The organism is Pseudomonas sp. NPDC079367 (assembly GCF_044542195.1).
Classification (GTDB): Bacteria; Pseudomonadota; Gammaproteobacteria; order Pseudomonadales; family Pseudomonadaceae; genus Aquipseudomonas.
This window is the reverse complement of sequence record NZ_JBITTW010000037.1, coordinates 48,323-62,106: the sequence shown is the minus strand read 5'-3', so window position 1 is coordinate 62,106 and position 13,784 is coordinate 48,323. Positions and strand designations below refer to the sequence as shown.

At 59.6% G+C, this 13,784-nt stretch carries 11 protein-coding genes and 1 pseudogene; 7 read left to right on the top strand and 5 right to left on the bottom strand.

Annotation, left to right across the window (positions count from 1 at the left end; translation table 11 throughout):
* Nucleotides 1–157 precede the first annotated feature (157 nt).
* Nucleotides 158–1,225, top strand: a complete 1,068-nt coding sequence (locus ACIGDJ_RS22735; RefSeq protein WP_397504620.1) for an NADP(H)-dependent aldo-keto reductase — start codon at nt 158–160, stop codon at nt 1,223–1,225.
* A 141-nt stretch (nt 1,226–1,366) separates the two neighbouring features.
* Here the strand turns inward: ACIGDJ_RS22735 and ACIGDJ_RS22730 are convergent, their stop codons facing one another.
* Complete coding sequence (locus ACIGDJ_RS22730; protein WP_101161947.1) at nt 1,367–2,503, bottom strand: acyl-CoA dehydrogenase family protein; 1,137 nt, start codon at nt 2,501–2,503, stop codon at nt 1,367–1,369.
* Nucleotides 2,504–2,753: 250 nt separating this feature from the next.
* On the opposite strand from ACIGDJ_RS22730, the gene ACIGDJ_RS22725 reads away from it, so the two are divergent.
* The 5 genes and pseudogenes from ACIGDJ_RS22725 (at nt 2,754) to ACIGDJ_RS22705 (ending at nt 8,901) form a co-directional block, all read left to right on the top strand.
* Entirely contained in the window at nt 2,754–3,650 is an 897-nt protein-coding gene (locus ACIGDJ_RS22725; RefSeq protein WP_178081235.1) for a GlxA family transcriptional regulator, read from the top strand.
* A 183-nt stretch (nt 3,651–3,833) separates the two neighbouring features.
* Nucleotides 3,834–5,545: pseudogene (locus ACIGDJ_RS22720) on the top strand (flavin monoamine oxidase family protein).
* A gap of 191 nt (nt 5,546–5,736) precedes the next feature.
* Complete coding sequence (locus ACIGDJ_RS22715; RefSeq protein WP_313000741.1) at nt 5,737–6,624, top strand: nitrilase family protein; 888 nt, start codon at nt 5,737–5,739, stop codon at nt 6,622–6,624.
* Nucleotides 6,625–6,638: 14 nt separating this feature from the next.
* Nucleotides 6,639–7,844 (top strand): hypothetical protein, encoded by a 1,206-nt coding sequence (locus tag ACIGDJ_RS22710; protein ID WP_101161944.1) that lies wholly within the window; start codon nt 6,639–6,641, stop codon nt 7,842–7,844.
* Between the two features lie 70 nt (nt 7,845–7,914).
* Nucleotides 7,915–8,901: an asparaginase gene (locus ACIGDJ_RS22705; protein WP_397479605.1), complete on the top strand. Its 987-nt coding sequence runs from the start codon at nt 7,915–7,917 to the stop codon at nt 8,899–8,901.
* A 42-nt stretch (nt 8,902–8,943) separates the two neighbouring features.
* Here the strand turns inward: ACIGDJ_RS22705 and zapE are convergent, their stop codons facing one another.
* The 3 genes from zapE to ACIGDJ_RS22690 all read right to left on the bottom strand — a co-directional run bounded on the left by zapE (nt 8,944) and on the right by ACIGDJ_RS22690 (nt 12,138).
* Nucleotides 8,944–10,038, bottom strand: a complete 1,095-nt coding sequence (zapE, locus tag ACIGDJ_RS22700) for a cell division protein ZapE (protein WP_042609744.1) — start codon at nt 10,036–10,038, stop codon at nt 8,944–8,946.
* A 90-nt stretch (nt 10,039–10,128) separates the two neighbouring features.
* Nucleotides 10,129–11,484, bottom strand: coding sequence for a tryptophan--tRNA ligase (locus tag ACIGDJ_RS22695; protein WP_397479604.1), 1,356 nt, complete (start codon nt 11,482–11,484; stop codon nt 10,129–10,131).
* 24 nt (nt 11,485–11,508) lie between these two features.
* Complete coding sequence (locus ACIGDJ_RS22690; RefSeq protein ID WP_101162253.1) at nt 11,509–12,138, bottom strand: alpha/beta hydrolase; 630 nt, start codon at nt 12,136–12,138, stop codon at nt 11,509–11,511.
* A 144-nt stretch (nt 12,139–12,282) separates the two neighbouring features.
* Between ACIGDJ_RS22690 and ACIGDJ_RS22685 the strand changes: the two genes are divergently transcribed.
* Nucleotides 12,283–12,717 carry a YhcB family protein gene (locus tag ACIGDJ_RS22685; RefSeq protein ID WP_016773251.1) on the top strand — a complete coding sequence of 145 codons (435 nt, stop codon included), beginning with the start codon at nt 12,283–12,285 and terminating at the stop codon, nt 12,715–12,717.
* A gap of 256 nt (nt 12,718–12,973) precedes the next feature.
* On the opposite strand, the gene ACIGDJ_RS22680 is transcribed toward ACIGDJ_RS22685, so the two are convergent.
* Entirely contained in the window at nt 12,974–13,708 is a 735-nt protein-coding gene (locus tag ACIGDJ_RS22680) for an OmpA family protein (RefSeq protein WP_041479972.1), read from the bottom strand.
* Nucleotides 13,709–13,784 lie beyond the last annotated feature (76 nt).

Sequence of the window (13,784 nt, the reverse complement as noted above, 5' to 3'; positions counted from 1 at the left end):
CTTTGACAAGTCAAAGGCAGCCGGATACAGACGCTTTCGGGGGCTCGGGTCGGCGCGTCCGTTCAACGGCAAGTTTCTTCGGCGGCGGCGCATCACTTCCACTGCAGAAAGAGGTCGGCAATTATGCAGATTGCGAAAATTATTTCAACCTGCTTTTATGAATGTTTTGCCCAAGGAGCACCCGAAGGACTATCGCCAGCTAGGCCGTACCGACCTGAACGTGAGCGCAATCTGCCTCGGCACCATGACCTGGGGCGAGCAAAACACTGAAGCTGAAGCCTTCGCCCAGATCGAACGGGCCAAGGAAGCCGGGATCAATTTCATCGACACCGCCGAGATGTACCCGGTACCGCCAAAAGCCGAAACTTACGCCACTACCGAGCGCTACATCGGCAATTACTTCAAGAGTCGCGGCGACCGTGCCGACTGGATCCTTGCCAGCAAGATCGCCGGCCCCGGCAACACCATCGACTACATCCGCGATAAAAACCTGCGCCACAACCGCCAGCACATCACTGAAGCGCTGGACGGCAGCCTCAAGCGCCTGCAGACCGATTACATCGACCTGTACCAGTTGCACTGGCCGGAGCGCAGCACCAATTTTTTCGGCCAGTTGGGCTACAAGCACAAGATCGAAGCCAACCTGACCCCGCTCGAAGATACCCTCGAGGCTCTTGACGAGCAGGTGAAGGCCGGCAAAATCCGCCACATCGGCCTGTCCAACGAGACGCCGTGGGGCACCATGCGTTTTCTCGCGCTGGCCGAAGCCCGTGGCTGGCCGCGTGCGGTGTCGATCCAGAACCCGTACAACCTGCTCAATCGCAGCTTCGAAGTGGGGCTGGCGGAAATCGCCATTCGCGAACAGTGCGGCCTGCTGGCCTATTCGCCGCTGGCGTTCGGCTTTCTTTCCGGCAAGTACGAAGGCGGCGCCCGGCCACCGAAAGGCCGCCTGAGTCTCTACAGCCGCTTCAGCCGCTATTTCAACCCACAATCGGAGGCGGCGTGCAGCCGTTACGTTGCGCTGGCCCGTGAACATGGTCTGGATCCGGCGCAAATGGCCCTGGCCTTTGTGACCCAGCAACCCTTCGTCACCAGCAACATCATCGGCGCGACGACGCTGGAACAGCTGGACAGCAACATTGCCAGTTTTGATCTGAAACTGTCTGATGAAGTGCTGGCCGGGATTGAGGCGATTCACAAGGATCATCCGAATCCCGCGCCTTGACCCACCGCCCAACCGTCCCGTCTGATCGTTCCCACGCTCCGCGTGGGAATTTTTCCCGTGGCGCTCCGCGTTACATCCACAGCGGAACGCGGAGCGTCCCCGGCGGCATTGCCACGCAGAGCGTGGGAACGATCATGCCTCTCAGAGCGACCGCGCAATAATCTCCTTCATGATTTCGTTGGTGCCGGCATAAATCCGCTGTACCCGTGCATCCGCCCACGCCCGGGCGACCGGGTATTCCCACATGAAGCCGTAACCGCCATGCAGTTGCACGCACTCGTCGAGTACTTTGCATTGCAGGTCGGTGCCCCAATACTTGGCCATCGCCGCTGTTGGCACATCGAGTTTGCCCTGCAGGTGCAGCTCCAGGCAGCGGTCGACGAAGACCCGGCCGATCTGAATCTCGGTAGCCATTTCGGCCAGTTTGAAGCGGGTATTCTGGAAGTCGGCAATCGCCTTGCCGAACGCCTTGCGATCACGGGTGTAATCCAGCGTCCATTGCAGCGCCGCCTCGGCCGAGGCCAGCCCGCCGATGGCCACGGTCAGTCGCTCTTGCGGCAACTCCTGCATCAGATACGCAAACCCGGCACCCGCCTGGCCGAGAAGGTTTTCCTTCGGCACGCGCACATCCTGGAAGAACAGTTCCGAAGTGTCCTGCGCTTTCATGCCGACCTTTTCCAGGCGCTTGCCCTTCTCGAAGCCCGGCGTATTCGCCTCCACCAGAAACAGGCTGGTACCCTTGGCCCCAGCCTTCGGGTCGGTCTTGGCCACCACGATCACCAGGTCAGCCAGGAAGCCGTTGGTGATGAAGGTTTTCGAGCCGTTGATCACATATTCGTCACCGTCCAGCACCGCCGTGGTTTTCACGCCTTGCAGGTCGGAACCAGCGCCAGGCTCGGTCATGGCAATCGCTGTGACCATTTCGCCCGAGACCAGTTTAGGCAAGTATTTGTGCTTCAGCGCCTCGCTGCCGTAATGCAGGATGTACGGCGCGACGATGTCCGAATGCAGCGAAAACCCGATGCCAGTCAGCCCGAGACGCCCGACCTCTTCAATCACCACGGCGCTGTAGAGGAAGTCCGCGCCCAGCCCGCCGTACTCCTCCGGCAAATGCGAACAGAGCATCCCGGCCTCCCCCGCTTTGTTCCAGAGTGCGCGATCGATGTGCCCCTGCTTCTCCCATTGCGCGTGATACGGCACAGCTTCTTTTTCGAGGAAAGTTCGTACGCTGTCGCGGAACAATTCGTGCTCGGAACTGAACAGGGTTCTGGGGATCATGCGGCACCTTTCTTTGTTGTTGGAGGGATAAGGCTCTCAGAGACTAAGCCCGACTCCTGCTACGGGACACTGGACACATCCGACAAAAAATAAGACGATCCAGCCGTCTGGTGACCACTTTCCCTTATAAAAACAAAACAAAAGTTGAATTATGTCCAAGCACGTCTCCCCGCCCTTGCGGCGCGTCAGCATCCTGGCTATCGACCGGGTTTTCGCTTACACCCTCATGCAGGCCAAGGATTTTTTCCACGTGGCCAGCCTGCGTTACGGCAAACAACTGGGCCATGGCCTGACGCCGGCGTTCGAAACGCGCCTGGTCAGCCCCGATGGCAAACCGGTGAAAAGCTTCAGCGATGTGGTCATGCCGGTCGACGGCGGCCTGGAAAACGCCGATGTGATCATCCTCCCGGCGTTCTGGGACGATTTCGATACGCTGTGCGGCCGTTACCCGCAAATCCTGCCGTGGCTGCGCGAACAGCATGCGCGCGGCGCGGTGTTGTGCGGCGAAGCCACTGGGGTGTTCTGGCTTGCCGAAGCCGGGCTGCTCAATGGCAAGGAAGCGACCACCTATTGGCGCTTCTTCAATGCCTTCGCAGAGCGCTTCCCCAAGGTCTATCTGAATCAGGACAAGCACCTGACCGATGCCGACAACCTCTACTGTGCCGGCGGCACCACCTCAGCCTGCGATCTCTATATCTATCTGATCGAACGCTTCTGCGGCTCGAACGTAGCGCAGGCTGTGGCCCGCGACATCCTGTACGAGGTGCAGCGCAGTTACTCGCCGGGGCGTATCGGCTTCGGCGGGCAAAAGCTGCACCAGGACGTCATCATTCTGCAGATCCAGCACTGGCTCGAAGAGCATTTCGCCGACAAGTTTCGCTTCGAAGACGTCGCTCGCGAGCATGGAATGAGCATCCGCAACTTCATGCGCCGCTTCCAGACCGCCACCGGCGACAAGCCACTGCATTACTTGCAGCGCCTGCGCATCGAGACCGCCAAGGGTTTGCTCTCCGGCACGCGCAAGAGCATCAAGACCATCAGCTATGAGGTCGGTTACGACGATGCGAGTTTCTTCGCACGATTGTTCCGCCAGCACACCGAACTGTCGCCGAACCAGTATCGGCAGCAGTTCCAGCAGGCTGCATAAACTCCCGTCAGTTTGAAGCCCCTGTGGGTGTAGTCCTCCCACAGGGCACAGCTTCATTTTTGTCCTTCTTCCGACACAAATGAGCGAAAACAGAACAGCATCTGGCTCGGTTTTACGACTGTTCAGACGAGGCTGCGCCGATCAGACTTCTTTCCAAGCACATCGCATCAGGGAAGATGAACAGTGACCATCGGCTCCAGCTACAACTACCCCTCCCAGGCTCCTGGCCTCGAAACCCGTAACAAACGTTCGCCATCCGGCAAATGGAAAGCTCGTTTCCCCAATCCGCCGGATCTGTGTTTTGACTACCGGGCGTTATTGGAGCAGCCAGGCGGAATCGCCCGAGCGACTGATTCCAGCCATCGAATATGCATTATCGGCGCCGGCATTACAGGCCTCACGGCCGCCCGAGAATTACTGCGCTGCGGCTTCCCCCATATAACCCTCATTGAACAATCCTCGCGAATCGGCGGCAGGCATCTGACCGTTCCCGGCAGTCCTCAATCCAAGGCCAGTCATACCCCTTTCGAAATGGGCGCGATGCGCATGCCGTTGTTCAATCGCGAAGGAGAATCGCCAAAGGACGGTCGTTCGCTGATGGCCTACTACGCGACGATATTCGAGCTGGCCCTGTCAGACTTTGCCAATCCCGGCAGCCAATGGGTCAGATCGACCGGCATTTATCTGCGCGAGGGCAGCCTGTCAAAGCCGGCTACGCCGCAAATGCTGATCTGGAAAAACGCCGATGGTCGCACCCTGCCTCCCGGAGAGGAACTACAAGCGGTCTATGCGAAATGGAGAGCGTTCGCCGACCGTATGACCCGACACGTTTGCGACAGTTATGCGAGTGAGCAATGGGAATCCGTATGGGCAGCTATTGTCGCCAGGTATCACGCCATTTCCTTCCGTGATCTGGTGAGCATGCCCGCAGCAATGCGGTTTTCGATTCAACCGGCCTGCAGTTTGAAGGCCCGCGCTACCTTGGGCTCGCGGCGCTGAGCGAAGGCCTTATGTTCATCAAGCCAGATGAAGTGCCGATGTCTTTCTACCAACACTGCCTGCAATACCGCGAAGGCTTGCTGACCGACAGCTCCGTCACGCGGTTGAAAAAGCTCGCCAACGGTAAAACCCGTGTCTACTACAACTGGAAGCAAAGTCGGCCGCAGCAGGCCGAGGAACACTTCAGCGATTTTGATTCAGTGATCATGACGCTGCCTTCGTGGCTGATCGAAACACGAATCAAGCTTGAAAATTTCACTGCACAAATGTTGCCGTTCGAGACGATCAATGCCTATAAGACTGCGCATTGGGAAACCAGCTGCAAGGTGTTCGCTCCGCTGAAGAAATCTTTTCTGTCCGGCAACACCGCTATCCCCCAAGCGATCGTCACGGACAGTTTCATCCACGATGTTTATACCTACCGCTATAACGATCACTACAGTTACGACTGCATTCTTCTCAGTTATACCTGGGAAGACGACGCGACCAAACTTTGCTGTTTCAGCGACAAGGAACTGATCACCAAATGCGCCGAAGAACTTGATCGGATCCTGGTGAACTGCAGCAATATCGGGCAGCGCATCTCGCCTTACATCGGCCTGGAGCAGGCCGTCGTGCAGCGCTGGATGACCGACAGGAACTCACTGGGTTGCGCCAAGCTTTACCGCCCCGGCGCCTATCACGACGCTGTCAGCCTGATGCGATACAACCGAGACTACTCGAGCGTTTCTGGGTTGTATCTGTCGGGCGAGTCGTTTTCGGTAGATGCCGGTTGGACAGAGCCCTGCTTTCGCGGCGCCATCGATGCTGTGATTCATATTTGCGAAAAAACCTCGGCGCAGTTCAATGGCGGCTTCGAGATAGCCGACTATCCACACTACCAGGCCGGCCCATGAACTTTTCGGAGCAGGCTCTTGCCCCTGGAAAATACAGCGTGGTGAGCGCGCACCGTCGATATGTGTTTAATCGTCCTAGGAGGCGTACTACAACTTAACCGGAAAGCGCCGACTTACCTTCCACGGCTGACTCGACTCTTATGTTCCCCGCCACCCGATGGCGTGAAAACAACAATAAGGGATCATGAAAAATGAGTGAGTCAACAAGCCCCGTTCGTGTTGCGGTCGTGCAATGTGATCCGCAGGTCGGTACGCAAAATCGTGCAGCGAATCTAAGTAACAGCCTGGAGTTGGCACTGCAGGCGGTCAATGGTGGTGCCAATCTCATCGTTTTGCCCGAGCTGACGAGTACCGGTTATTTCTTTCGCACTCGACAGGATGCGTTCGATCACGCCGAATCGGTTCCGGATGGACCAAGCGTGAGCCGCTGGGAGGATTTTGCCCGTCAGCATCAGGTGTATCTGGTGGCTGGGCTGGCCGAGCGCGAAGGGGCGCGGTTGTACAACACCGCCGTGCTGTTGGGACCTGACGGTTTCATCGGCAAATACCGCAAGGCGCACCTGTGGAATCTGGAGAAGCTCTGGTTCACTGCCGGCGATAGCGGTTTCCCGGTGTTCGAAACGCCGATCGGTCGCATCGGTCTGCTGATCTGCTGGGACATCTGGTTTCCTGAAGTCCCGAGGATCCTCAGCCAGCAGGGCGCGGACATCATCTGCAGCCTGAACAACTGGGTCTGGACACCACCGCCCTTGTTCGATGACGCCGGCAAGTGCATGGCTTCGTACCTCACCATGACCGCAGCGCACGTCAACAACGTGTTCATCGCGGCGGCGAGTCGAATCGGCGAAGAGCGTGGCGCTCGTTACCTTGGATGTTCGCTGATTGCTGGCACTAACGGCTGGCCGATCGGCCGCGTGGCGTCCGCCGATCAGCAGGAAATCCTCTACGCCGATATCGACCTGACGAGTTCGCGCAGTGCGCCAATCTGGAACGAGCTGAACGATCTGCACCGAGATCGGCGCTGTGATGTCTACGACCGGATGCTCGGTTACACCCAGCATCCATGCCTGCCGCGTTAACCGGAGGCCAGCCTATGGACGTTCACGCAAAACAACGCAAAACAATCGTGGCCAGAACATCGATGGACAACACGATCATCGTCCTGTTGGTGGGTGCAGCGGCAGTCATCGCCTGGCTTTCTCTAACCTATCATTCGCTGTGGTCAGCGCGCTGGCCGGATTACGGCCATATGGTCTCGAGCTTTCCCGACGCGGCTGCCTGGCTGCGCTGGGTGCTCGGGGATATCAGCGAGGTGGCGTTCTATAAGCACGAGTTCGCCTCGATTGGCCTGCTGGCCGGTGCATACCTGGGCTATTGGGCGAATCGAACGGGGAAATCCTGGCAAGGTTTCACCATCTGCTACGGCAGCGGGCTCTGGCCGTGGCTGGTCACCAGTTCATTGCTGGGGCTGGCACTGAGCAATCTGCTGTGGGGCTGGACTGTCACCGCCACCAGTTGGCAGCCCACCTTCGCGGCGTTCGTGTCGTTGCCGGCGGCGATGGTGCTGATGTTTGGCGGCGGCTGGAAAGTCGCAATCAACGGCGCAATCCTGGGAGCCCTGTCAGTGACACCGCTGTGCCTGGTGATTGTCAATTACGTATGCAATCCACTCGGCTTGCCGGTGGTGATCGGTAACGTTTCGGGCATGGCCATTGCCAGCATTGGCGCCTTCGTGCTGTGTCGCTGCGTGCCGAGCCTGGTGAAATCCGCAGAACCTGCGCAGGCCGACGTGCAAGCCAGTGTCACCGTGCCCACCAAGGCGCCGGATTACGGCGTGGTGTGGAGCATGCGCCGGGTCTTGGCAGATTTCTCCGAAGCGCCTTTCTTCGGTAATGAGTGGGCCAGTCTGGGGCTGATTGTCGGTGCGTTGCTCGCATTCACACTCAACCCGATGAGCCCGGTCTACGGGACAGGTCTGTTGCCGCAACTGCTCGCGGGACAGGCGTTGACGTCAGCCTTGGGCGTGGTGATCTGGCGCAGGCAGTGGATGGCGCGCGGCTGGTATCCGACGTATGTACCGCTGGTGTCCGTTGTTCCGGCCGCGATTCTCACTTACGGCGCAGATTGGCAAGTGATCATTTCCAGTGCGCTGCTCGGCGCGCTGATCGCGCCGCCATTGGCCTGCGCCCTCGCGCAGCGGCTGCCAGGCTACATGCATGGCTTTATCGGTAACGTGTTGTCGATGGCCCTCAGTACGCTCTTGATCGTGCCAATCGTCGGATGGCTGGCCAGCCACTGACCTTACCCCCTGCCCCGGCTGGCCTCTGGATTATTTCCGGTACAGCCGGGCTTCCTTCGCGAGGTATCACATGGAACTGCCAACACTGGCCATTGCCGCGCTCGGTGGCACTGTCAGCATGCAATCGACGCAAAGCGGTCAAGGGGTCGTCCCTGCAGTGTCCGGGGAAACGCTGCTGGACACCGTGCCCGAACTGAAAAAGCATGGGCATCTAACCGTCGAAACTTTCGGACTGCTGCCCAGCGCGTCACTGGATTTCGACTACCTCTTGAACGTGCTGGACTGGGCCAACGCGCAAATCAGCCAAGGCGCGGCCGCAGTCATCGTCATCCAGGGCACGGACACTCTGGAGGAATCCGCGACGTTTTTCGATTACCTGTGGGCGCATGACGAACCACTGGTGCTGACAGGTGCCATGCGTTCTGCCGCGCAAGTCGGGGCTGACGGACCGGCGAACCTTCTGGATGCCGGTCGTGTCGCGTTGGCGGCGTGCAGTCGTGGGCGCGGCGCGCAGGTGGTTATCAACGGCGAGATTCACCGCGCCAGTAGCGTGCGCAAGGTCGACTCAATGGCCATGCACGCCTTCGCCTCACCCTTGACCGGTCCTGCTGGGTTGATAATCGAAGGCGCTGCGCGCTACTTCCGGACGCCGGTTGCGCGCCATGTTTTACCGATACCACAAGACACCCACCAGAATATTGCTTTGCTGGAAGCGTCACTCGGTGCCGACAGTCGGCTGTTGGATAAAGTTGTGGAGCTGGGTTACGCCGGCCTGGTGATCGCAGGCTTCGGTGCCGGCCATGTTTCAGCGCAGTGGGCCGATGTCATCGAAGGCATTGCCCGGCACATTCCGGTGATCATCGCCACCCGCACCGGCTGCGGCGCGACGGCGCAAGCGACCTATGGCTTCGCCGGCAGTGAAATCGATATCACCCGCAAAGGCGCCCTGATGGCCGGGTTCCTGTGCCCGCGCAAAGCGAGAATTCTGCTGTGGCTTCTGGTTGGCTGCCGACAACAATCAAAGTTGGCAACCTGCCTCGCTGAACCGGCCCCATAAAAAAAGGCCTGCAATCGCAGGCCTTCCAATGGGTCGAATCCGTTAAGGCTTGTGCGCCCGCGACAGAAACTCGTGAGATTGCATCTCCAGCAGTCGGCTCAGCGTGCGCTGGAACTCGAACGTCAGGCGGCCGCCAGTGTAAAGATCCTTCAGCTCGACTTCGGCAGAAATGATCAGTTTGACGTTGCGGTCGTAGAACTCGTCGACCATGTTGATGAAGCGCCGGGCGATGTCGTCGGTGGTGACGCTCATCTGCTCGACGCCGCTGAGCAACACGGCGTGGAAAATCTTGCCCAGTTCGATGTAGTCGTTCTGGCTGCGCGGGCCGTCGCACAGTTCACGGAAGTCGAACCAGGCCACGTCGTCGCAAGTACGCAGTGCGCGGATTTCGCGGTTCTCGATGATCAGCACATCGTTTTCCACCGCCGCCGTGCACTCCGGTGTCAGCGCCTTGAAGCTCTTGCGCAGACTTTCGTGAGCGGCTTCGTCGAGCGGATAGTGGAACAGCTCGGCTTGTTCGAGGTGACGCAGACGATAATCGACGCCGCTGTCGACGTTGACGATCTCGGTGTTCTGCTTGATCAGCGCGATGGCAGGCAGGAAACGCGCACGTTGCAGGCCGTCCTTGTACAGACCGTCCGGGACGATGTTCGAGGTCGCAACCAGGGTCACGCCATTCTTGAACAGCTCTTCCATTAAGGTGCCGAGGATCATCGCGTCGGTGATGTCGGAGACGAAGAACTCATCGAAGCAGATCACCCGCGACTCGGTCGCGAAGCGCTTGGCGATGATGGTCAGCGGGTTCTTTTCGCCGCCCAGGGTTTTCATTTCTTCGTGCACACGCTTCATGAAACGGTGGAAGTGGGTGCGGGTCTTTTCCTTGAACGGCAGCGCTTCGAAGAACGTGTCGACCAGGTAAGTCTTGCCGCGACCGACGCCGCCCCAGAAATACAGGCCCTTGACCGGTGCCTGATCCTTTTTGCCAAACAGCTTGCCGAGAAATCCCGGCTTGTTCTGGTCGGCGGCGATCAAGTCGTCGTACAGACGCTGCAGGTGACGCACAGCAGTTTCCTGCGCGGCGTCATGGAAGAAGTCCGGGCGTTTCAGATCAGCTTGATATCGTTCTAGGGGCGTCATAATTCGTTAGCAAGGCAACAAAAACGGGCCGTCACTGTAGCGACGGCCCGCAGGAATGGCAATCGGCCCTTGGTCGGGTCGTGCCGCCGATCAGTCCTGAGCTGGAGTCAGCGCGACGCGCAGTGCCGCAATGGCCGCGTCCCGCGCAGCCGCGTCGGCGAACGCCGGGCTGTCGCCGACGCACTCACCCGCCAGCCAGACGCTGAAGCTCAGTTCTTCAGTACGCACGTCCAGCGGCTCACCGGACTGCAGCTGCTTGGTCACCTGCCCGGCAGTTTTGCCGTCAGCGAAGTTGCGCGACAGCAACAGTTGCTCGCCATCAGCCGCGAACAGACGGAAACGGAAGCTGCCGTCAGCTTCGCGGAAGCTGACGAAACGCGCGGCTTTCGCGGCCTTCTTTTTGGTGGTCGCGGCGACCTGAACCTGATTGACGAAAGAACGCAGGCCAACGGCTTCGCGCAATTCATTGAGGAACGGCGTGGCCACGGCGCGGGCCTTCTTTGCGCCGATCTGCAGAATGTCTTCCAGGTCCGCCGGGCGCTCGATCAACTGGTGATATTTCTCGCGCGCCTCGCCCAGATCGCTGTCGAGCAACTGGAACAGACGATTCTTCGCCTCGCCCCAACCCAGACCACCGAGCAGTTCGCTGCGGAATTCGTCAGCCTGCGCCGGGGTAGCGAAGGCCTGGAACAGCGTGAACAAGTGCGAGTTGTCCGGATCCTTGGCTTCGCCCGGGGCCTTGGAGTCGGTGACGATCCGCGAGATCGCGTCCTTCATCTCCTTGGCGCTGGAGAACAGCGGGATGGTGTTGTCGTAGCTCTTCGACATCTTGCGACCGTCGAGGCCCGGCAACGTCGCCACGCTTTCTTCGATCAGCGCTTCGGGCATGGTGAAGAATTCTTTGCCTTGGCCGAAGAGGTGGTTGAAACGCTGGCCGATGTCTCGGGCCATTTCCACGTGCTGAATCTGATCGCGACCGACCGGCACCTTGTGCGCGTTGAACATCAGGATATCTGCGGCCATCAGCACCGGGTAGCTGTAGAGGCCCATGGTGATACCGGCGTCCGGGTCTTCGCCGGTTTCTACGTTCTTGTCCACCGAGGCCTTGTAGGCGTGCGCACGGTTGAGCAGACCTTTGGCGGCGACGCAGGTCAGCAGCCAGGTCAGCTCAGGGATTTCCGGGATATCGGACTGGCGGTAGAAGGTCACGCGATCGACATCGAGGCCACCGGCCAGCCAGGTCGCGGCGATTTCCAGACGCGAGCGCTGGATGCGCAGCGGGTCATCGCATTTGATCAAAGCGTGGTAATCGGCCAGGAAGTAGAACGAATCGGCCTGGCTGTCGCGGCTGGCAAGGATTGCCGGGCGGATGGCGCCGGCGTAGTTGCCCAGGTGCGGCGTGCCGGTGGTGGTGATGCCGGTGAGAATGCGGGTACGGTTGGTCATGGGTAATCGCTTGTCAGACTGCAATCAATTCGAGATACGCGGCAGCAGCAGATCCTTGAGATCGGTCAGCTTGCCGTGAAAAAAGTGTCCGCATTCTGCCACTTTCAGCAGCTCATGGGGGCGCTGGAGTTGTTCCGACCATTGGTAGACCAGTTGCGGATCGATGACTTCGTCGGTTTCCGGCTGGATCACGGTCAATGCGCCGTGCTGCGGCAGTTGATCCTGCTCGCCCAGACGCATCACCGCCGGGGCAACCATGAACAGGTGCTGAATCTGCACGCCCTGTGCTTCGAGGCGGCCACCGAGACTTGCTGCAACAAATCCGCCGAAGGAGAAACCGAACAGGGTCAGCGGCAGGTTCGGGTGTTTTTCGCGCAGCCATGTGGCGGCCGCCTGAGCGTCGTCGACCTCACCGGTGCCCATGTCGTGCGTGCCCTGGCTGGCGCCGACGCCGCGATAGTTGAAGCGCAAGGTGATCAGGCCTGCGTCACGCGCGGTGCGCTGCAGGGTCGAGACCACCTTGTTGAGCATGGTGCCACCCTGCACCGGGTTCGGATGGCAGATCAGCGCGATGCCGCGCGGCTGCTCGCTATCCAGGTACAGGGACTCCAGTTGACCCACCGGGCCGTCAATCACTACAGGGGTTTCGCGCATCAGCAAGGGAGGAACTCCGTGACCTCGAATCGGGTCGACTCGTCTAGCAAATTGTCTGTGCCGATCTATTGCGAGTGAATCGCGGTATACAGCGCAGGTTCGAGCCGTTAACGTAAAGCAAAGCCGTTTATAGAGGAAGGACTCGTGGAACACTCGCTCTTAGTTTGGTTGTTACCGACTCTTGCCCTGGTTGTGGGTGTCGCCATTGGATTCCTGATCGCGCGCGTTGCGCCGAACGCCGCACCGAGCCGTACGCAGCGTCAACTGGATGATATCCAGGAGCGTTTCGACAGTTATCAGAACGAAGTGGTCACCCACTTCAACAGCACCGCGATGCTGGTCAAGAAGCTGACCCAGAGCTATCAGGAAGTGCAGGACCACCTCGCCGAGGGCGCCAATCGTCTGGCCCTGGACGAGCAGACCCGCCAGCGCCTGATCGCCGCCCTGCACGCCGACGCGGCGCAGGCACCACGCGAACGCCTGACGCCACCGCGCGATCAGGAACCGCCGCGTGATTACGCACCGAAATCGCCAAATTCACCGGGCATGCTCGATGAGCACTATGGTTTGAAGAAGTAATCAGGGTTCGCGCCCAACAAAAAGCCCCCGGACAATGCTGTTGTCCGGGGGCTTTTTTGTATCGGCTGATTTTGCGGTGACAACACTGGCCTCTTCGCGGGCAAGCCCGCTCCCACAGGGGTCAGGTGTGGGACACAGATTTTGTGGCCACCGCCAATACCTGAGGGAGCGGGCTTGCCCGCGAAGAGGCCGGCACTGCCCAGCCAAAAAAAATGCCCGATCACAGGATCGGGCATTTCTTCAATCAGGCAATCGTTTACGGATACTGCTGCACCGTACCCGGCTGTTGCTGCTGACCACCATATTGCTGGCCCGGAATCGCCTTCAGGTTGACTTCAACCCGGCGGTTTTGCGCGCGGCCATTGACGTCACCGTTGCTGGCAATCGGGTTATCCGGGCCGGCGCCACGGGCCGACAGGTTGGCGCCGCTGACGCCTTGCGACGTCAGGTAGGTCGCCACGCTCTGCGCACGACGCTGGGACAGGTCCATGTTGTGCTGGCGGCTGCCGGTGCTGTCGGTGTAGCCGACGATTTCAATCTGGTTCTGGTTGAATTCCTTCAGCGAGTTGGCCAGGTTGTTCAACGGCTGGTAGAAGCTCGGGGCAATGTTCGCCGAATCGGTGGCGAAAGTGATGTTGCCCGGCATGATCAGCTTGATCTGATCGCCCTGACGCTGCACTTCAACGCCAGTGTTGGCCATGCTCGCGCGCAGTTTCTTTTCCTGCTGGTCGGCGTAATAGCCGTAGCCGGCCGCGGAGGCACCAACCACGGCAGCGCCGATCAAGGCGCCCTTGCCACGGTTGTCGTGACCGATGGCGGCACCGGCGAGCGCGCCGGCCAGCGCACCGAGGCCACCGTATTTGGCGGTTTTGCTCATGCCTTGCGAGCCACCGTCGGCCTGCCCCTGATTGTCATACGGGTTAGGCGAGGCGCAGCCGGACAGCACGGCCACGGCAGTAGCGACAATAATCAAACGACGCGTGGTGAACATGGAGAGCTCCTACATTTTTTGCATTCTATGGTGCAGCGGCCATCGATGAATGGACCCGTGCGGGCGTTGGATCATG